Below are 17,668 nucleotides of genomic sequence, written 5' to 3'. Positions count from 1 at the left end.
TCGAAGGCCAGAAGCGGCCCACCTGACCGTCACCGAGAGGCGCAGCGAACTCCGGCGCTGCGCGCCTCCGGTCCGAGGATGCGTTTCCTTCCCCGACTGAAGCCGGGGATACCCACGCAAGATCAGGGATGGCAGCGGCCCGGAGCCACCTGGCGGACGTCCTCGACCGGGCCCGGCGGGACGGGACGCCCACGATCATCACCCGCCGCGGCAGGGCAGAGGCCGTGGTCATCGACATCCGCGAGTACCGTCGGCTCACCACACTGGCCGAAACGGCGGAGGAGTCGTGGCTCAACCAACTGACCGACGAGGCCGAAGCCGAGGGCACGGAGGGATCGGTCTCCCTGGAGGAGATGGCCGCCCTGCTCCGCGAGCGCCGCGCCTGATCCGGCCACGGGCCACCTCACCGTGAACGACCGACGCATGGGTGTACCGCGCCCTCCGACCCCGGTGGCCGAAAATAATCCGTACGGGATCGACCCCTGTCGGGGCTAGCCTGCCGGTCATGAGTGCTGCCATTGCCAAGATGCATGCCGACGAGCCGGACATCGACGACGATCTGGTGCGGCGGCTGCTGGCCGCTCAGTTCCCGCGCTGGGCCGGCCTTCCGTTGAAGCGGGTGGCGTCCTCGGGGACGGACAACGCGATGTTCCGGCTGGGGGACGAGCTCGCCGTGCGGCTGCCCCGGACTGCGTGGGCGGTGAACGGGATCACCCATGAGCGGCGGTGGCTTCCCCACCTCGCGGAGCGGGTGGGGCTGCCGATACCGGAGCCGCTGGAGCTCGGCGGGCCCGGTGAGGGTTACGAGTGGCCGTGGCTGGTGGTCCGCTGGCTGGACGGGGTGAACCCGGTGGTCGGCGCGGTCCGCGAACCGCGGCGGCTGGCCACCGACCTGGCCGCGTTCGTGACCGGGCTGCGCGCGCTCGACCCCGCCGAGGGGCCGAAGGCCGGCCGCGGGGTCCCGCTGGCGTCCCGGGACGGGTCGACCCGGGAGGCGATCGCCGCGCTGGAGGGACGAATCGACACCGCCGGCGCCCTCGCCGTCTGGGAGGAGGCCCTACGGCTGCCCGAGTACGACGGGCCGGCCCGGTGGATGCACGGCGACCTCTCCGCCGGGAACCTCCTGCTGAACGACGACCGGCTCTCCGCCGTCATCGACTTCAGCCTCGCCGGTGTGGGCGACCCGACCGTCGACCTGGTCCCGGCCTGGAACCTGCTGCCCGCCGAGGCCCGCGACACCTTCCGGGAGGCGGTCGGCGCGGACGAGGCCGGCTGGCTGCGCGGCCGCGCCCTGGCGCTGTCGATCGCGCTGATCCAGCTGCCGTACTACTGGGACACCAACCCCGCGCTCGCCGCCAACTCCCGGCACGTGATCGGCGAGATCCTCGGCTGATCCCCGCGGCCCCGGCCGGTTCCGGACACTTCCGGGCGCCCCCGAACCTGCCCGGAAGCGTCCGGGGCCGGGCCGGTCCGGACCTGCCCGGGAGAGGGTCTCAGCCGATCCCCAGCTGCGCGCACGCCTGCGCCACCGAGTGCAGCACCCCGTGCGCGCCGCTCGCCGAGGCCAACCGGCCTGCCTCGGCGAGCAGTTCGCGGGCCGCCTCGGGCCGTCCCTCCGCCATCGAGAGGTACGCGAGACCGACCAGGTTGGCCGCCACGCCGGCCGGGAAGTCCAGCTCGCGGCGGAGCCGGACGGACTCCTCCAGCCGCTGGCGGGCGGGGCCCAGCCGGCCGGCCATGTGCTCGGCGATGCCCAGGTGGCGCAGCGCGTAGGACAGGGTGAGCCGGTCGTCGGCCTGTTCGGCCAGTTCGCGGGAGAGGGCGAGGGCGGGCAGGGCCGCCTCACCGTCACCCCGGACGACCTGGTGGAAGACGCCGATCCAGAACATCGCCTCGCCCTCGCCGCGCAGGTCGCCGAGCGCGCGGTACAGCTCGGCCGCGCGCTCGAACAGCGCCAACTCCCCGGACTGCTCGATCCGTTGCTCCAGGAAGCGGGCGTGCAGGATCCGGCCCCGGGCGACCGCGAGGTCGGCCTCGACGGCGTCGAGCTCGCGTTCGGAGCGGGCCAGCTCCCGGCCGTCGCCGCCGAACACGGCCCGCTCGTAGCACTGCCCGGCACGGACGATCCGCGCGTCCAGGCCGTCGGTACCGCCCGGACCGAACCCGAACCCGGCCCCTTCCCCGGTGCCGGACCCGCCGCTCGCACCCGCCCGTCCCGTCGCTGCGGTCACTCCCTGAACATCCGCCACGGTCCGAGTATCCGTCAAACCCGTTGCCATCCGCGCCTCCCCCGGCCGCCGTTCGAACAACAGGGGGCATCCTACGCATCGGGGGCGAGCGTGATCACGACCTTCGCCCGCGCGTGCTCCACCTCCAGGTAGCGGATGGCCTCGGGGACCTGCTCCAGCGGATAGGTCCGGTCGATGACGGGGGTCACCCGGCCCGATCCGGCGAGTTCGCCCAGTGTCGCGAGGTTCTCGCCGCCGGGCTTCTCGGTCAGCACGAGGATCCGCCGGCGGAGGAAGGGCGACAGCAGCCGGGCCCGCAGGATCAGGCCCACCGGGCCGAACAGGCTGCCGCCCTCGAACACGCCGCCGCCGGAGAGGACCAGGGTGCCGCCGGGGGCGAGGGCCCGCCCGTACTCGGCCAGCGAGCGGTTGCCCACCAGGTCGAGCACCAGGTCGTACCGGCCGCCGCCCCGGGTGAAGTCCTCCCGGGTGTAGTCGACGAGGTGGTCGGCGCCGAGGGATCGGACCAGCTCCAGGTTCCGGGTGCTGCACACGCCGGTCACCTCCGCGCCCAGGGCCTTGGCGATCTGGACGGCGAAGGTGCCCACACCGCCGGAGGCCCCGTTGACGAGCACGCGCTGCCCCTCGCGCAGGCCGCCGACGTCACGCAGGCCCATCAGGGCGGTGTTGCCCGCCAGCGGGAGGGCGGCGGCCTGCGCGAAGGTGAGGCCGGCCGGCTTGGGGCACACCAGGTGCTCGGGGGCGGCCACGTACTCGGCGAACGCGCCGTCGGCGTCACCGAGATCGCCGAACACCTCGTCCCCGGGGCGCAGCCGCCGTACGCCGGCGCCGACCGCCTCCACCCGGCCGGCGAAGTCCCGGCCGCGGATCCGCGCCTTCGGCCGGCCGCGTCCGAACGCCAGGCGGGCCACCTTCGGGTCACCGCGGACGATGTGCCAGTCGCGGGCGTTGACCGCGGCCGCGTGGACCCGGACCAGCACCTCGCCGTCGGCGACCGCCGGTCGTTCCACCTCCTCGACGCGCAGCACATCGGGCGGACCGTAACGGTCCTGGACCACAGCCTTCATCGGACCTCCGCGGGGCGTGAGCAGGCGGGTGCGGGAAGCGGACCGGCCACTGCCGGAACCGGTCCTGACGGTAAGCCGGCGACGGTGGCGTGCGAATCGGGGACGCGCCCTGATTCCGCTCCGGGTCGCGGGTCGGGGTTCGGGGTTCGGTCAGGGTCGGGTCAGGGCGCGCGGAGCGGGGATCAGGCCGGGGGCGCGTACGGGGGCACGCCGAAGGCGCGGGCGTCACCGCCCGCGGTGGTCACCCGGTGGTCATGCAAGGGCGGCTCAGCCCCGCGGCCGGCCACCCGAACCGCCGGAGCCACCGGCGCCACCCGAACCGGAGCCACCGCCCCGCCGGGGCTTCCGCTCCCCGGCCCGCGAGCCGCCCGACCTCGCACCGCCCGACCTCGCACCGCCAGCCTTCGCGTCGCCGGACTTCGCACCGCCCGACCGCGAACCCCGCTCCCCACCGCCCGACCGCGAGCCCCGCGCAGCCTTCCCCGCCGCCGCCGGGGCCGCGGGAGCCACCGCCGTCACCGTCGCCGGCCAGTGCGGCGGCCGCGCCAGGCCGGCCGGGAGGCGGGTGCCGGCGTCGCCCCGGGCCGCGTTGAGCTGGGTCTGGGTGAGGAACACCGCACCCGTGAGGTCGGCGCCGGTCAGGTCGGCGTCCCGGAGGTCGGTGCCGAGCAGATCGGCCTGGCGCAGGTCGGCGCCGGCCAGGTCCGCCGCGATGAGCAGGGCGCCGCGCAGTCCCGCCCCGCGCAGGTCGGCCCCGCGCAGCCGGGCGCCGATCAGGTCCGCGCCGCGGTGCTCCTTGCGCCGGGGGACGCCGGCCCGGGCCAGTTCGCCGGCGCGCAGCAGCAGCGCGCCCACCCGCTGCCGCAGGGCCGGCACGTCCACGGCGAGGATCTCCTCGGGGCCGCCGAGGCTCAGCCGCTCGGTCTCCTCGTACGCGCGGCGCAGCTCGGGGTGGAGCGGGCGGGCGGGGGTGAGGGCGAGGGCCTCGTCGAGGTGGCGGAGCAGTTCGTGGAGCTGGCGGACGACCGGGAACACCTCGAACATCTGCGCGGCGCTCTCCGGGGCCTCCCGCCAGCTGCGGCCCCCGTAGGTGAGCTGGGAGACGTGCTGGCCGGCGCCGAAGCAGTCGTAGACCGTGCAGCCCTGGAAGCCGCGGTCGCGCAGGTGGGGGTGGATGCCGCAGCGGAAGTCCTGCTGGAGGTTGCGGCAGGGGGTGCCGGCGGGCTTGTCGGCGGCGAAGTCGGCGCCGGTCGCGAAGGGCAGGGCCACGCAGCAGAGCCCGAAGCAGCTCCCGCAGTCGGAGATCAGGCTGAGGGGTTCCTGCGGATCGGCCACGGTGCGCGTTTCCTTCGGGTCGCCGGTACTGGTCCGTCCTAGAGCCTGCGACCGCCGTGCCCGCCGCGTCAAACCGCCGGCCGCCTCCGCCCTGCGTTCCCTCCCGCCCTCACCCTCCGCCCTCACCCCCCTCCCGCCCGGGGCCGGACCCCGGGACCACGGGCCCGACATCGCCGTCGGTTAGTGTGGTCGGCCGGTCCAGAACTCTGAGCGCAACCGTCCCCAGGAGGATGCAGGCATGTCCCGGCACGACGTAACGACGGCGTACCCGGACACCGAGGAGACCCCGCTCACCGAACGGCGGGCCCTGCGACGCCTCTCCCCGCGGGCCCGGACGGCCGCGCTCACCCTGCTCTGCCTGACCGTCTGCCTGGCCATCGGCGCGCAGCAGTGGCGGACCGCCCAGCTGGGCGGCTTCGACCTCGGGATCTTCGACCAGGGGGTGCGCGGCTACGCGAACCTCGGGCTGCCGGTGTCGTCGCTGAAGAGCTTCCACCACGAGTTCCCGCCCGGGTTCTCGCTGCTGGGCGACCACTTCTCGCCGGTGCTGGCGCTGATGGCGCCGCTGTACTGGATCTGGGACGACCCGCGGACGCTGATCCTCGGGCAGGGGCTGCTGTTCGCCTCCGGGGTGCCGCTGATCCGCCGGGTGGCCGACCACTGCTTCGCGGACGCCGATCCGCGCACCGCCCGCCGCGCGGCCGACCTGGCCGGTCTGGTGTACGGACTGGGCTGGCCGCTGCTGGTGGCCTCGCGGGGCGGGTTCCACGAGGTGGCCTTCGCGGTGCCGCTGACCCTGGTGATGCTGGAGCGCGGGCTGGCCCGCCGCTACGCGGCCTCGGCGGTGGCGGGCCTGCTGCTCTGCTGCACCAAGGAGGACCTGGGGCTGGCGGTCGGCGCGTACGGGCTGGTGCTGATCCTGCGCGGGCGCCGCGAGGACGACCCGGCGCGGCGCCGGCGGGCGGTCCGCTACGGGGTGGGCTTCCTGCTGGGCGGCCCGGTCGCCTCGGTGGTGGCGATCCGGTGGCTGGTCCCGGCGATGGGCGGGGTGCCCGGGTACTACTGGAACTACGGCTCGCTGGGACCGGACGCGGGCTCGGTGGTGCGGAACGTGCTGTCCGACCCGACGATCCTCGGCGAGGCGCTGTTCGGCGCGTCGCTGAAGCCGCTGCTGCTGCTCTGGATCTTCGGCACGCTGTTCGCCCTGCCGCTGCGGTCGGCCACCGTGCTGTGCGCGCTGCCGCTGCTCGCCGAGCGGGTGCTGTCCGACAACCCGAACCACTGGTCGATCGCCCGGCACTACGACGCGTTCCTCTGGCCGATCCTGCTGGTGGCGGCGCTGGAGGTGCTGGGCCGCCACCACGGCCGTCCGCGCACCCGCCGGCTGGGGCTGGCGGCCGCGGCGGTGACCCTGGCGGCGGCGGTGCCGATCGGGCTGGTCCACCTGTTCGTGCCGTCCTACTGGGTGGCGAAGGAGAGCGAGGCGGCACTGATCGCGGGCGCGGCGCTGATCCCGGACGGCGCGACCGTGGAGGCCGACAACCAGGCGGCGCCGCGGCTGACCGCCCGGACCGACGTGGTGCTGGTGGACGGCAAGCCGCGCGGGCGCGAGTACGTGCTGATCCGCTCGGAGAAGCGGGCGTTCCCGTTCGCCACCGACCGGGAGCAGGCGGCCCGGATCGAGCTGCTGCTCGGACACGGCTACCGGCAGGTCTGGGCCCGGGACGGTGTGGTGCTGCTGCACCGCGAGGGCACCGGGCCCATCCCGGGCGAGCACGTGCCCGGCCCGGACAGCACCCCGTTCCAGGACCAGGTGCCCTCCGACGTGGGCCACAACCTGTTCAAGGGCTGATCCCCGAAGGCCCCGAAGGCCCTGGAGACCCGGAGACCCCGGAGGCCCCGGAGACCCCCGAAGGCGTACGCGATCCCCGAGGGCCCCCGGGGCGTACGGGCGGCGGCCCGGCTACCCGTACGGCAGCAGCTCGGCGCGCTTGGGCGGCCGTCCGTCGCCGGAGGAGCGCCCGGTGAGCCGGCGGCCGATCCACGGCCCGAGGTGGGCGCGCAGCCAGCGGGAGTCGGAGCGCAGCCGTGCGCCGCGGGTGGCCGGGCCGGCGGGCGGCAGCGGGGCGCGCCAGTCGAAGGTGGCGGGGCGGCCGAGGGACTCCAGGACGGCCTCGGTGACCCGGCGGTGACCCTCGGGCGAGAGGTGGAGGCGGTCCTCGGCCCAGAGCCGGGCGTCGTCGAAGCAGGGCGCGGAGAACAGGTCGACCACGGCGATGCCCGGGTCCCGGCCGAGGTCCTGCACGAAGGCCTTCATCCGCAGGATGGTGGGCAGCAGCCGGGCGCTGCCGGGCAGCCGGCGGCTGGGGTCGGTGCTGGTGAACATCACCACGGTCGCGCCGGTGGCGCGCAGCGCGGTGGCGGACCGGCCGAGGAGGTCCTCGACCCGGTCGATGTCGCAGCGCGGGCGCAGCACGTCGTTGAGGCCGCCGGCCAGGGTGACCAGGTCGGGGCGCATCGCGGCGGCGTCGGCGAGCTGCTCGTCGTGGATCTGGCCGATGAGCTTGCCCCGGACGGCGAGGTTGGCGTAGCGGAAGGCACCGGCGGGCCGCTCGGCGGCGAGGCGGTCGGCGAGACGGTCGGCCCAGCCCCGGTAGTGGCCGTCGGGCAGCAGGTCGTCGCACATGCCCTCGGTGAAGGAGTCACCGACGGCGACGTAGCTGGCGTATCCCCGGTCGGTGCCGAGGTCGGTGGTGTTCTCCATGGCGCCCCGATGCTACGCGCACCCACGAGGCCGCCGTCCGGCGGGACGGCGGGCGCTGCCAATCGAACGTCGATCCTCCGTTTATCGACGCGCGGCAGAGTTCCGTCCCGCCGGGGGACGCCCCGGCACGGCCGGGCGGAGGTCCGGCGGAGCGGCCCGGTCGTGAGCAGTACGCCCGGGCCGCTCGTCAGCACCGGGTGCCCGCCGGCACCGGGGACCGCCGGGACCGAAACCCTCAGCACCGCGCCCCCCGGCACCGAACCCCGCAGCACCGGTGACCGGGCGGCCCGCCCGAACCGCTCCCCCAATGTCCCAGCCCTGTCACAGCGCCCGGCCGGGGCCGTCCGCGGATTGCCCGACTCCGGATGCCTCCCTAAGCTGCACGGATGCCGTCGCACGACGGCCACGCGGACGGCCGGGGAGGCCGTCCGGACCAGGGGGAGGGGCGGGGCATGGCTGACGGTTCCGGGTACGGGATCCGGTCCGCGGGCGCGGAGGGGCAGGCAGCGAGCCTGGGCAAGGCGGCCGAGTCCGTCGGCACGATCCGGACGGCCGTCGCCGACCCGCTCTGCTACGTCCCGGACGTCTTCGGCGGGGAGGACGCCGGACCCGCGTACACCGCGTTCGCCGCCGCCTGGCAGGCCGAGAGCGCGACCATCCGCGGCGCGCTCGACGAACTGGCCGGCAAGGTGCGCACCTCCTCCGCCAACTACCAGAACGCCGACGCGGGCGTGGTGGACGGCCTGCGGACGGCCGCGGCCGGCGGCGAGCACCGCCCCTTCGGCTGACCGGACGGCGCCGGGCGACGGCCGCGCCCGCCGCACGGGCCACGGAACGACGGCCGAGGGCACCACCACCCGGCGGCCGGGGACATCTGCACCCGACGGCCGGGGACATCACCACCGACGGGAATCACGGGGAACGGGGACGACGGGCGGACATGGGCGAATCCACCACCGACCGGCGCAGGATCCTGGGCGAGCGGCTGAACGCCGTCCGGGGCGCCGACAGCAAGAACGCGCTGATCGCGGAGATCAGGAAGGCCCTCGCGGTCCGGGCGCCGGTCGGCGACCCGGCCACCATCGAGGCCGCCGGACAGCGCTACCGCCGGGCCGCGGCCGAGTCCGAGCAGGTGCACCAGCAGGTCACCTCGGTCGCCGGGCAGGGCCTGCCGGACGTGTGGACCGGCTCGACCGGTGCCCGGGCGACCGAGGTGGTGGCCGCCGCCGGCCGCGCGGTCGACCAGCAGACCACCGCCTTCCACCAGGGCGCCAACGCCCTGCTGGGTCTGGCGGACGCGCTGCGCGGCGCCCAGTCCGCCGACCGTTCCGCCCGCTCCCACCTGGAGCAGGTGCTCGGCTCGCTGGGCGGCGAGGACGGGTTCTTCGACGACATGCACGAGGACGACGAGGAGGAGGCCGCCCGCAAGCGGGCCGCCAAGGAGGCCGTCCAGGCCGTGGAGGGCATGCGGCAGGCCGCCGTCCGGGCCGACGACGCGGCCCGGGCCGCCGCCCGCGACCTCAACAAACTGGCCTCCGAGGCCCGGGCGAGCCGGCTGAACGCCCCGGGCATCAGCGCCGCCGACAAGCTGGTGCTCGCCGAGACCTCCGGCGCGAACGGCCCGACCGAGCTCAACGAGCTGCTCAGCTCCACCGACATGCGGCGCGCGGGCGAGTACCTGAGCCGGATGAACGACCGGGACCGCGCGGAGTTCGAGAAGATGCTCGGTGAGGCCTCGTCACCGCAGGAGCGGGCCTACCTGATGAAGGCGCTGGCCTCCGGACGCGGCCCGGGGGAGATCCGGACCTTCCGGGACAAGATCCACGGCAAGGACCCGGAGTGGCTGCGCCGCCACCTGTCCCCCGTGTACACCGAGGACGGCGACTTCTCCAGCGGCGGCCAGGAGGAGAACGGCGCCAACAAGAACCGGGACACCGTGGGCTTCCGCTCCGGCATCTGGCAGCAGCCGGACGACGAGGGCACCTGCGTGGCCTCCTCGACCATCACCGCCCGGGCGCTGGTCGACCCGGTCTTCGCGCTGGAGATGACCGGCGGCCCGAGCGGCCAGGAGGAGGATCCGGAGGCCTTCAAGCGGCGCCTGCTCGCCGAGCAGCACCGGGTGCACGTCGCCGGTGACGGTGGCGACGGCTGGGACGGCATGGACGCGGCCGGGCAGGAGAAGGTGATGGAGAGCGAGGTCAGCCCGCACACCGGGGCCCGGTACGACTACAAGGAGATGCCGAACCCGGACGACCGCCGGGCCCTGCTGCCGCAGATCGAGAAGGCGGTCGCCGAGGGCAAGCCCGTCCCGGTCGGGGTCGAGGGCACCGACGAGAACGGCGAGTACTCCGGCCACGCGCTGATGATCGTCGGACAGGAGGGCGGCATGCTCCAGGTCTACAACCCGTGGGGCACCACCACCTGGGTCAGCGAGGAGGACTTCATCAACGGCCGGATGGCGGGCGCCTCCGACAACCGGCTGCCCACCGCCTTCGACGTCCACCTCCCGAAGTGAGCGGGGCCCCGATGTCCAGCACCCCCACCACCGCCGTGCGCACCATCCCGCCCGCCGTGCGGACCGCCACCCGGGCGACCCGGATCCCCGCCCTGGCGGCCCGGACCCCCGCCCTGGCGGCCGCCGTCGTCCTGCTCCTGGCCGGCACGGCGGCCTGCGGGTCCGGGGACGACCCGGCCGGGACCGGCCGCGGCCGGGTGCTCGACGCGCAGGAGCGCATCGTCGACCTGAAGGCCGGCGAGCGGTTCACCGTCGCCGTCCGGGACAACGCCTCGATCGGCGATCGCTGGCGCTTCGAGGACCCCAGGCCGGACCCCGCCGTGCTGACCACCGTCGGCGACCGCTACGAGGCGGCGCCCGGCGCGGAGAAGCGGGACGGCGCCGGGGGCACCCGGTACTTCACCTTCGAGGGCCGGGCCGCCGGCACCACCACCATCACGCTGTTCAACTGCTTCCGCGGTCTGTGCAGCTCCGCCAGCCCCAGCGACCACGACAGGAAGCTTCTCGTGCGCAACACCTACACGGTGACGGTCCGATGAGCGCCGGACGCCACCTCCCGCGCGGCGAGGAGGAGATGCGCGCCCTGGACGTGCCCACCATGCTCCGCTACGGCCTGGCCTTCCCCGGCCCGTACCGCAGCGGGCTGTTCGGGGACGGCGCGGTCGCCGCCGCGCTGGCCGCCGCCGACCTCGGGGTGCTGCCCCGCTCGCTGACCTTCCTCGCCGGGGTGGTCCGGGCCGGCGGCGCCCGGTACGCCGCCGAGCTCGCCGAGCCGCTGCCCGGCGGGGCCGCCTCCCGGCTCGCCCGCGACTGGCTCACCGCGGCCGCGACCACGGCCACCACCACGGAGGCCGACCAGTTGCTGGCCCGCTGGCTGGAGGCGGTCGCCGAGATCCTCGGCATGCGCCGGGCCGCCCGCCCGCCGGGCTGACACCCGCACCCGCCGCACCCCGCACCGGGTCCCCGTACGCCTGCGTACGGGGACCCGGTGCGTTCCGGGGCGCGGGTCAGCCGGCCACCGGCACGACGGCGGGCCGCGCTTCGACGACGGGGGCCGGGGCTGCGGGGGCCGGGCCTGCGGCCGCGGCCGCGGCGGGGCCCGGCTCCGGGACGGCCGTGAACCAGTGCTCCCGTACGGCGTCGGTGGGGCGCTGCTCGCCCAGCACGTCCATGCCCCAGACGCCGAGCGCCTCGACGACCGGGCGCAGCGCCAGGCCGCGGCCGGTCAGCTCGTACACGGTGGCGTTGGCCGGCCGCTCCAGGCGACGGCGCAGCACCAGGCCCTCGCCCTCCAGCTGCTTGAGCCGCGTGGCGAGGATGTCGGTGGAGACCCCCGGCAGGTCGGCGTGCAGGTCGGTGTAGCGGCGCGGGCCGGCCAGGAGTTCACGGACGATCAGGAGGCTCCAGCGTTCCCCCACCGCGTCCAGGGCGCGGGCGACTGCGCAGTACTGGTCGTAGCTTCGGCGTGACATGTGGATCAGCATAGCCAAAAGGTTGGACTTTCCAAGTGCTTACTTGGTAGAACAAAGCAACCAGGACGGGGCAGGTGACGGGTCGGGAGGCCGCAGATGGAGTTTCGCCAGTCCAGCAAGCTGACGGGCGTGTGCTACGAGATCCGCGGGCCGGTGGTCGACCGGGCGAACGCGCTGGAGGAGGCCGGGCACAGCGTGCTGCGGCTGAACACCGGCAACCCCGCCCCGTTCGGCTTCGAGGCGCCGGAGGAGATCGTCCAGGACATCATCCGCAACCTCCCCAACGCCCACGGCTACAGCGACTCGCGCGGCATCCTGCCCGCCCGCCGGGCGGTCGTGCAGTACTACCAGCAGCGCGGCGTCGGCGGGGTCACCGTCGACGACGTCTACCTCGGCAACGGCGTCTCCGAGCTGATCCAGATGACCGTGACGGCGCTGGTGGACGACGGCGACGAGGTGCTCGTCCCGATGCCCGACTACCCGCTGTGGACGGCGGTGGTCCGGCTGGCCGGCGGCAAGGCGGTGCACTACCGGTGCGACGAGGAGGCGGAGTGGTACCCCGACCTCGACGACATCGCCTCGAAGATCACCGCCCGCACCAAGGCCATCGTGGTCATCAACCCCAACAACCCCACCGGCGCGGTCTACCCGAAGGAGCTGCTGGAGGGCATCCTCGACCTGGCCCGCCGCCACCGGCTGATGGTGCTGGCGGACGAGATCTACGACAAGATCCTCTACGACGGCACCGAGCACCACTGCCTGGCCGCGCTCGCCGACGACGTGCTGACCCTCACCTTCAACGGCCTCTCCAAGGCCTACCGGGTGGCCGGGTTCCGCAGCGGCTGGGTGGTGGTCTCCGGCCCCAAGCAGCACGCGAGCGACTACCTGGAGGGCCTCACCATGCTCTCCGGCATGCGGCTGTGCCCCAACGTCCCCGCCCAGTACGCGGTGCAGGCCGCGCTCGGCGGCCACCAGTCGATCAACGACCTGCTCCTGCCGGCCGGCCGCCTCACCGAGCAGCGCGACGTCGCGTACAAGGCGCTCAACGAGATCCCCGGCGTCAGCTGCGTCAAGCCCAAGGGCGCGCTGTACGCCTTCGCCAGGCTGGACCCGGCGGTGCACCGGATCGTCGACGACGAGCAGTTCGTGCTGGACCTGCTGCTGCGCGAGAAGATCCACGTCGTCCAGGGCAGCGGCTTCAACTGGCCGCGCCCGGACCACTTCCGCTTCGTGACGCTCCCCCGGGCCGACGACCTGGAGACCGCGATCAACCGCATCGGCCGCTTCCTGGCCACCTACCGCCAGGCCTGACGCCGGACCTGACGTCGGATCCGACGCCAGACCTGACGCCAGGTCCGGCGCCGCCTCCGAGCCGGCCCCTGACGTCACGTCGGACCCCACGCCCAGGCATCAGGGGGCCCCGGGAGCACCCCGGGGCCCCGCCCGTACCATCGGTCCCACCGAAGATCACCAGGGGGACGACCGATGGACACCCACGCCTACACCGAGGTCACCGACGCCGCCGAACTGCGCGCGCTGCTCGGCGAACCCACCGCCCGCGACGCCGCCAAGGACCGCCCCGGCCTGCACGAGATGGACAAGGCGTTCATCGCCGCGTCGCCGTTCTGCCTGGTCGCGACCTCCGCCGCGGACGGCACCTGCGACGTCTCGCCCAAGGGGGACCCGGCCGGCTTCGCCCTCGTCCTGGACGACCACACCCTGGTCATCCCCGAGCGCCCCGGCAACCGCCGCGGCGACGGGTTCCACAACATCCTGGGCAACCCGCACATCGGCCTGATCTTCCTGATCCCCGGCCGCGCCGACACCCTGCGGGTCACCGGCCGGGCCCGGCTGCTGAGCGACGCGCCGTTCTTCGACCGCATGACGGTCAAGGGCCACCGCCCGAAGATCGCCGTGCTGGTCGAGATCGAGACCGTCTTCTACCACTGCGCCAAGGCCCTGCTCCGCAGCAGCCTGTGGAAGCCGGAGACCTGGGCGCCGCAGGCCGCGCCGTCCCGGGCCGTCATCTCCAAGGCGCTGGAGCGCAAGGACGAGCCGCTGGAGGAGCTGGAGCGCTACTACGGCCCGACGTACGGCGGGAACCTCTACGCCCCGTAGCCTGGCGGGCATGTCCGTCCTGCGCTCCGCCGCCCTGTTCGCCCTGGCCGCCCTCGCCGAGATCGGCGGCTGCTGGCTGGTCTGGCAGAGCGTGCGCGAGGCCCGCCCGTGGTGGCTGGCGGGCCTCGGCGTGCTCCTCCTCGGCGGGTACGGCTTCGTCGCGGCGCTCCAGCCGGACAGCTCCTTCGGCCGGGTGCTCGCCGCGTACGGCGGGGTCTTCGTGGCCGGCTCACTGCTCTGGGGCGTCCTGGTGGACGGCTTCCGGCCGACCCGCTACGACGTCCTCGGCGCGCTGGTCTGCCTCGCCGGGGTCGCGGTCATCATGTACGGGCCGCGCCGCTGACCGACCGTCACCATGCGTCACGGGCTTTCGTCCCGGGTGGCCGGGGCCCGGCTGCCGGTGCCGTCGCAGGTGCGGCAGACCTCGTCGCGGTAGGCGTGCTTGGCGCCGGCGGCGTCGACCCGGTACCGCACGTACACGCCGGTGCCGTCGCAGAGGAAGCAGTTCCCGCCCCCGCCGCCGACCTCGGTGGTGCCGGTGCCCTGGCAGGTGCGGCAGCTGAGGCCGGCGGTGCGTCCGGTGCCCGCGCAGATGCGGCAGACCGTGGTCACGGAGATTCCCTCCCGGGTCGGGGCCACCGGTCATCGTAGTGCCAGTGGCCCCGGCCCGGGGGCGCGTCCGTCAGCCGGGCAGACCGTCCCGGACCCGCCGGGAGACGCTGATCTGCTGGAGGTCCAGCAGGCCGGGCGGTTCGGCCACTCCGGGGCCGCCCGCCCCCACCCACTCGGCGATCTCGTCGATCATGTCGTCCTGGAGCACCCAGCCCAGCCAGACCGGCCGCCCGCCGGCCGCCCGGCCCTCGCCGGACGGGCCGACCACCACCACGTTGGAGTGCGCGCAGACGTCCAGGCACTTCACCGCGCGGACCCGGCCGCGGTCGCCCACCGCCTCCCGCAGCCGTTCGAACTGGGCGGCGTGGTCCACCTCCGGGTGCTTCTCCCGGGTGCCGCAGCAGCAGCCCCGGCACACCGTGACGGTCACCGGCGCGGCCGGCGCCTGCTTGCCCGTACGGTCTCGACGACCCATGTCCCTACCCCTGTTCCTCGCGCTCCGGGGGCCGCCGCCGCACGCTCCCGCGGCGCCCCCGTGATCACCGGATTCTCCCCCATGACCCGGTGTCCCCGCCGCGAGAGGTCCGTCACGCCCCGGTGCGGGAGGTCCGTCACGCCCCCGGTGGGCGCGCCCGGGGCGGTCAGGAGACCGCGCGGGCCGCGGCGCGGCCGGCGGTGCGGCCCGAGAAGAGGCAGCCGCCAAGGAAGGTGCCCTCCAGGGCGCGGTAGCCGTGGACACCGCCGCCGCCGAAACCGGCGGCCTCGCCGGCCGCGTACACGCCGTCGAGGACGGAGCCGTCCGCGCGCAGCACCCGGCCGGACAGGTCGGTCTCCAGGCCGCCGAGCGACTTGCGGGTGAGCACCCGCAGGCGGACGGCGATCAGCGGGGCGGCCGCCGGGTCGAGGATGCGGTGCGGGGCGGCGGTGCGGATCAGCCGGTCGCCGAGGTAGCGGCGGGCGCCGTGGATCGCGGTGACCTGGAGGTCCTTGGCGAAGGGGTTGGCGAGCTGGCGGTCCCGGGCCTCGATCACCCGGCGCAGCCCGTCCGGGTCGATCAGGGCGTGGCCGGTCCTGGCGTTCATCCCACGGGCGAGGTCGGGGACGTCGCGCGCCACCACGAAGTCGACGCCGTGCCGTTTGAAGGCTTCGACCGGGCCGGGCGCGCCGGGCAGGGCGCGGCCGAGGACGCCGCGCAGCGAGCGGCCGGTCAGGTCGGGGTTCTGCTCGGAGCCGGAGAGCGCGAACTCCTTCTCGATGATCTTCTGGGTGAGCACGAACCAGGTGTGGTCGTGGCCGGTGGACATGATGTGTTCGAGGGTGCCGAGGGTGTCGAAGCCGGGGAAGAGCGGAACGGGCAGCCGCTCGCCGGTGGCGTCCAGCCAGAGCGAGGAGGGGCCGGGCAGGATGCGGATGCCGTGCCGGGCCCAGATCGGGTCCCAGTTCTCGATGCCCTCGGTGTAGTGCCACATCCGGTCACCGTTGATCAGGTGGCCGCCGGCCGCGCCGGTCGCCTCCAGCATCAGCCCGTCCACGTGCGCGGGCACGCCGGAGAGCATCCTGGCGGGCGGGGTGCCGAGCCGGGCGGGCCAGGCCTTGCGGACCAGGTCGTGGTTGCCGCCGATGCCGCCGGAGGTCACCACGACGGCCTGGGCGCGCAGTTCGAAGGCGCCCGCGACCTCGCGCGAACTGGCCTGCCCGCGCACGGCGTCGCTCGGCACCAGCACCTCGCCGCTCACGGTGTCGGTCACCCCCGCGTGCGCGGACAGCGCGGTCACCCGGTGCCGGAACCGCAGTTGGACCAGCCCGCTCGCGACGGCGGCCCGGACCCGGCGCACGAAGGGCTCCAGCAGGCCGGGGCCGGTGCCCCAGGTGATGTGGAAGCGCGGGACGGAGTTGCCGGGCCCCTCGGCGAGCAGTCCGCCGCGTTCGGCCCAGCCGACGACCGGGAAGAAGCGCACGCCCTGGGCGTGCAGCCAGGCCCGCTTCTCGCCGGCCGCGAAGTCGACGTACGCCTCGGCCCACTTGCGCGGCCAGGCGTCCTCGGGGCGGTCGAAGCCGGCCGTGCCGAGCCAGTCCTGCCAGGCCAGGGCGTGCGAGTCGCGCACCCGCATCCGGCGCTGCTCGGGCGAGTCGACCAGGAAGAGGCCGCCGAAGGACCAGTGCGCCTGCCCGCCGAGGGAGGCCTCGGGCTCCTGGTCGAGCAGGATCACCTTCCGTCCGGCGTCGGCGAGTTCGGCGGTGGCGGCCAAGCCCGCGAGGCCCGCTCCGATGACGATGACGTCGGCGTCCAGGGCCATGCGGGTCCTCCGTGAGCGTGGCGCGCCCCCGCCCGACGGCGGGGTGGTCCCGATCCTGGGGCCTGCGGACCGACCCGTCAACCGACCGGTAACAAGCAGCGGCGGCAATTCCGCTCCGAGGTGTACCGGAAATGCCCGCGCTACACGGTGGAGCGTAATTCGAAATATCCGGGGGAGCTTTCCGCGAATTTCGCGCGGTGCATGGACGGATACGAAACCTGACAGTAACTTACTTTGCAGTAGCAGAAGCTGTGGCCCGGCTCCGCACGACCCCCACCCGTTCTTCTCCCCCAGGAGGAACCCGTGCTCCGCCCTGCCCGAAAACTCCGCCCCGCCGTGCTCGGTGCGCTCGCGCTGGCCGCCTCCCTGGCCCTCACCACCACCGACGCCCACGCGGCCACCGCCGCCCCCCGGCACTACGTGGCCCTCGGCGACTCGTACGCCTCCGGCGCCGGCGTGCCCGGCCAGTCCGCCGGACTCTGCCTGCGCTCCGACCGCAACTACGGCCACCTGGTGGCCTCCGCGCTCGGCGCCGCGAAGTACACCGACGTCACCTGCGCCGCCGCCAAGACCAAGGCGATGACCTCGCCCCAGTACGACGCCTTCATCCGGGTGAACGACCCCCAGCTCGACGCCGTCACCGCCGACACCGACCTGGTGACCCTCGGCATCGGCGGCAACGACCTGGGCGTCACCGACCTCGGCATCGGCGACGTGATCGCCGTCTGCATGGCCGGTGCCCTGGTCAACCCGCTCGGCACGCCCTGCAAGGACGTCTACCACCACGGCTACTGGGACTGGGGCAGCTGGTCCTGGAAGTACGGCAACGACGACCTCGCCGACCGCGTCGACGGCGCCGCCCCGCAGATCGCGGACGTGCTCAAGCGCATCCGCACCAAGGCCCCCAAGGCCCGGATCCTGGTCGTCGGCTACCCGTCCGTGCTGCCCGCCGACGCGTGGAAGTGCTTCGGCAAGCAGCCCGTCACCGTCGGGGACGTCGAGTACCTGCACGGGATCCTCGGCAAGCTCAACACCATGCTGAGGAACACCGCCACGGCCAACGGCGCCACCTATGTGGACACCGCCACCCCCACCGCCGGCCACGACGTCTGCTCCGGCGACCGCTGGATCGAGGGGGCGCTGCCGGGCTCCCCCGCCGTGCCCTTCCACCCCAACGCCACCGGCGAGCGGGTCATGGCGAACGCGGTCCTGGCCGCCCTGCGCTGACCCGCGACCCGT

The 17,668-nt window shown here is 74.6% G+C and carries 17 protein-coding genes and 2 pseudogenes; 11 read left to right on the top strand and 8 right to left on the bottom strand.

Translation table 11 applies throughout. The features are described from left to right. Positions 1-128: 128 nt before the first annotated feature. Both ACWEQL_RS24945 and ACWEQL_RS24940 read left to right on the top strand, forming a co-directional pair. Entirely contained in the window at positions 129-386 is a 258-nt protein-coding gene (locus ACWEQL_RS24945; protein WP_452152531.1) for a type II toxin-antitoxin system Phd/YefM family antitoxin, read from the top strand. Positions 387-505: 119 nt separating this feature from the next. Next, a complete protein-coding gene (locus ACWEQL_RS24940; RefSeq protein WP_452152530.1) occupies positions 506-1,393 on the top strand; it encodes an aminoglycoside phosphotransferase family protein in 888 nt (295 codons plus the stop codon). Positions 1,394-1,493: 100 nt separating this feature from the next. On the opposite strand, the gene ACWEQL_RS24935 is transcribed toward ACWEQL_RS24940, so the two are convergent. The 3 genes and pseudogenes from ACWEQL_RS24935 to ACWEQL_RS24925 all read right to left on the bottom strand — a co-directional run. Then, positions 1,494-2,231 (bottom strand): tetratricopeptide repeat protein, encoded by a 738-nt coding sequence (locus ACWEQL_RS24935; protein ID WP_452152529.1) that lies wholly within the window; start codon positions 2,229-2,231, stop codon positions 1,494-1,496. 89 nt (positions 2,232-2,320) lie between these two features. Then, positions 2,321-3,316, bottom strand: a complete 996-nt coding sequence (locus ACWEQL_RS24930; protein ID WP_452152528.1) for an NAD(P)-dependent alcohol dehydrogenase — start codon at positions 3,314-3,316, stop codon at positions 2,321-2,323. 528 nt (positions 3,317-3,844) lie between these two features. After that, positions 3,845-4,822, bottom strand: a pseudogene (locus ACWEQL_RS24925) (pentapeptide repeat-containing protein); the annotation flags it as partial. 67 nt (positions 4,823-4,889) lie between these two features. On the opposite strand from ACWEQL_RS24925, the gene ACWEQL_RS24920 reads away from it, so the two are divergent. Further along, positions 4,890-6,503, top strand: a complete 1,614-nt coding sequence (locus tag ACWEQL_RS24920; RefSeq protein ID WP_452152527.1) for a DUF2079 domain-containing protein — start codon at positions 4,890-4,892, stop codon at positions 6,501-6,503. 111 nt (positions 6,504-6,614) lie between these two features. On the opposite strand, the gene ACWEQL_RS24915 is transcribed toward ACWEQL_RS24920, so the two are convergent. Continuing rightward, entirely contained in the window at positions 6,615-7,415 is an 801-nt protein-coding gene (locus ACWEQL_RS24915) for an SGNH/GDSL hydrolase family protein (RefSeq protein WP_452152526.1), read from the bottom strand. A 452-nt stretch (positions 7,416-7,867) separates the two neighbouring features. Between ACWEQL_RS24915 and ACWEQL_RS24910 the strand changes: the two genes are divergently transcribed. The 4 genes from ACWEQL_RS24910 to ACWEQL_RS24895 all read left to right on the top strand — a co-directional run bounded on the left by ACWEQL_RS24910 (position 7,868) and on the right by ACWEQL_RS24895 (position 10,861). Next, positions 7,868-8,203: a hypothetical protein gene (locus tag ACWEQL_RS24910; protein WP_452152525.1), complete on the top strand. Its 336-nt coding sequence runs from the start codon at positions 7,868-7,870 to the stop codon at positions 8,201-8,203. 152 nt (positions 8,204-8,355) lie between these two features. Continuing rightward, complete coding sequence (locus ACWEQL_RS24905; RefSeq protein WP_452152524.1) at positions 8,356-9,930, top strand: peptidoglycan-binding protein; 1,575 nt, start codon at positions 8,356-8,358, stop codon at positions 9,928-9,930. An 11-nt stretch (positions 9,931-9,941) separates the two neighbouring features. Then, the gene (locus ACWEQL_RS24900) at positions 9,942-10,469 is read left to right on the top strand and encodes a protease inhibitor I42 family protein (RefSeq protein WP_452152523.1); all 528 of its coding nucleotides are present in this window, start codon (positions 9,942-9,944) and stop codon (positions 10,467-10,469) included. Continuing rightward, positions 10,466-10,861: a hypothetical protein gene (locus ACWEQL_RS24895; RefSeq protein WP_452152522.1), complete on the top strand. Its 396-nt coding sequence runs from the start codon at positions 10,466-10,468 to the stop codon at positions 10,859-10,861. Before ACWEQL_RS24900 ends, ACWEQL_RS24895 begins: the two co-directional genes overlap by 4 nt. Before the next feature lie 142 nt (positions 10,862-11,003). Here ACWEQL_RS24895 and ACWEQL_RS24890 read toward each other — a convergent pair. Further along, positions 11,004-11,402: pseudogene (locus ACWEQL_RS24890) on the bottom strand (winged helix-turn-helix transcriptional regulator); the annotation flags it as partial. Between the two features lie 96 nt (positions 11,403-11,498). Between ACWEQL_RS24890 and ACWEQL_RS24885 the strand changes: the two are divergent. From ACWEQL_RS24885 to ACWEQL_RS24875, 3 genes are all read left to right on the top strand, one after another. Beyond that, positions 11,499-12,713: a pyridoxal phosphate-dependent aminotransferase gene (locus tag ACWEQL_RS24885; RefSeq protein ID WP_452152521.1), complete on the top strand. Its 1,215-nt coding sequence runs from the start codon at positions 11,499-11,501 to the stop codon at positions 12,711-12,713. Between the two features lie 174 nt (positions 12,714-12,887). Then, positions 12,888-13,520, top strand: a complete 633-nt coding sequence (locus ACWEQL_RS24880) for a pyridoxamine 5'-phosphate oxidase family protein (RefSeq protein ID WP_452152520.1) — start codon at positions 12,888-12,890, stop codon at positions 13,518-13,520. Positions 13,521-13,530: 10 nt separating this feature from the next. Then, positions 13,531-13,863 carry a YnfA family protein gene (locus ACWEQL_RS24875; RefSeq protein WP_452152519.1) on the top strand — a complete coding sequence of 111 codons (333 nt, stop codon included), beginning with the start codon at positions 13,531-13,533 and terminating at the stop codon, positions 13,861-13,863. A 17-nt stretch (positions 13,864-13,880) separates the two neighbouring features. Here the strand turns inward: ACWEQL_RS24875 and ACWEQL_RS24870 are convergent, their stop codons facing one another. From ACWEQL_RS24870 to ACWEQL_RS24860, 3 genes are all read right to left on the bottom strand, one after another. Then, entirely contained in the window at positions 13,881-14,132 is a 252-nt protein-coding gene (locus tag ACWEQL_RS24870) for a hypothetical protein (RefSeq protein WP_452152518.1), read from the bottom strand. Positions 14,133-14,202: 70 nt separating this feature from the next. After that, a complete protein-coding gene (locus ACWEQL_RS24865; protein ID WP_452152517.1) occupies positions 14,203-14,607 on the bottom strand; it encodes a (2Fe-2S) ferredoxin domain-containing protein in 405 nt (134 codons plus the stop codon). A gap of 166 nt (positions 14,608-14,773) precedes the next feature. Next, positions 14,774-16,429, bottom strand: coding sequence for an FAD-binding dehydrogenase (locus ACWEQL_RS24860; protein WP_452152516.1), 1,656 nt, complete (start codon positions 16,427-16,429; stop codon positions 14,774-14,776). A 303-nt stretch (positions 16,430-16,732) separates the two neighbouring features. On the opposite strand from ACWEQL_RS24860, the gene ACWEQL_RS24855 reads away from it, so the two are divergent. After that, entirely contained in the window at positions 16,733-17,656 is a 924-nt protein-coding gene (locus tag ACWEQL_RS24855; protein WP_452152515.1) for an SGNH/GDSL hydrolase family protein, read from the top strand. Positions 17,657-17,668: the final 12 nt, after the last annotated feature.

This window comes from Kitasatospora sp. NPDC004240 (genome assembly GCF_053603215.1).
This window is presented reverse-complemented; position numbering and strand designations above follow the sequence as displayed.

Coding starts and splice junctions, on each gene's coding strand:
- ACWEQL_RS24910 (WP_452152525.1), top strand. CDS start 7,868: ATGGCTGACGGTTCCGGGTACGGGATCCGGTCCGCGGGCGCGGAGGGG.
- ACWEQL_RS24900 (WP_452152523.1), top strand. CDS start 9,942: ATGTCCAGCACCCCCACCACCGCCGTGCGCACCATCCCGCCCGCCGTG.
- ACWEQL_RS24860 (WP_452152516.1), bottom strand. CDS start 16,429: ATGGCCCTGGACGCCGACGTCATCGTCATCGGAGCGGGCCTCGCGGGC.
- ACWEQL_RS24915 (WP_452152526.1), bottom strand. CDS start 7,415: ATGGAGAACACCACCGACCTCGGCACCGACCGGGGATACGCCAGCTAC.
- ACWEQL_RS24880 (WP_452152520.1), top strand. CDS start 12,888: ATGGACACCCACGCCTACACCGAGGTCACCGACGCCGCCGAACTGCGC.
- ACWEQL_RS24895 (WP_452152522.1), top strand. CDS start 10,466: ATGAGCGCCGGACGCCACCTCCCGCGCGGCGAGGAGGAGATGCGCGCC.
- ACWEQL_RS24945 (WP_452152531.1), top strand. CDS start 129: ATGGCAGCGGCCCGGAGCCACCTGGCGGACGTCCTCGACCGGGCCCGG.
- ACWEQL_RS24940 (WP_452152530.1), top strand. CDS start 506: ATGAGTGCTGCCATTGCCAAGATGCATGCCGACGAGCCGGACATCGAC.
- ACWEQL_RS24885 (WP_452152521.1), top strand. CDS start 11,499: ATGGAGTTTCGCCAGTCCAGCAAGCTGACGGGCGTGTGCTACGAGATC.
- ACWEQL_RS24865 (WP_452152517.1), bottom strand. CDS start 14,607: ATGGGTCGTCGAGACCGTACGGGCAAGCAGGCGCCGGCCGCGCCGGTG.
- ACWEQL_RS24875 (WP_452152519.1), top strand. CDS start 13,531: ATGTCCGTCCTGCGCTCCGCCGCCCTGTTCGCCCTGGCCGCCCTCGCC.
- ACWEQL_RS24920 (WP_452152527.1), top strand. CDS start 4,890: ATGTCCCGGCACGACGTAACGACGGCGTACCCGGACACCGAGGAGACC.
- ACWEQL_RS24930 (WP_452152528.1), bottom strand. CDS start 3,316: ATGAAGGCTGTGGTCCAGGACCGTTACGGTCCGCCCGATGTGCTGCGC.
- ACWEQL_RS24905 (WP_452152524.1), top strand. CDS start 8,356: ATGGGCGAATCCACCACCGACCGGCGCAGGATCCTGGGCGAGCGGCTG.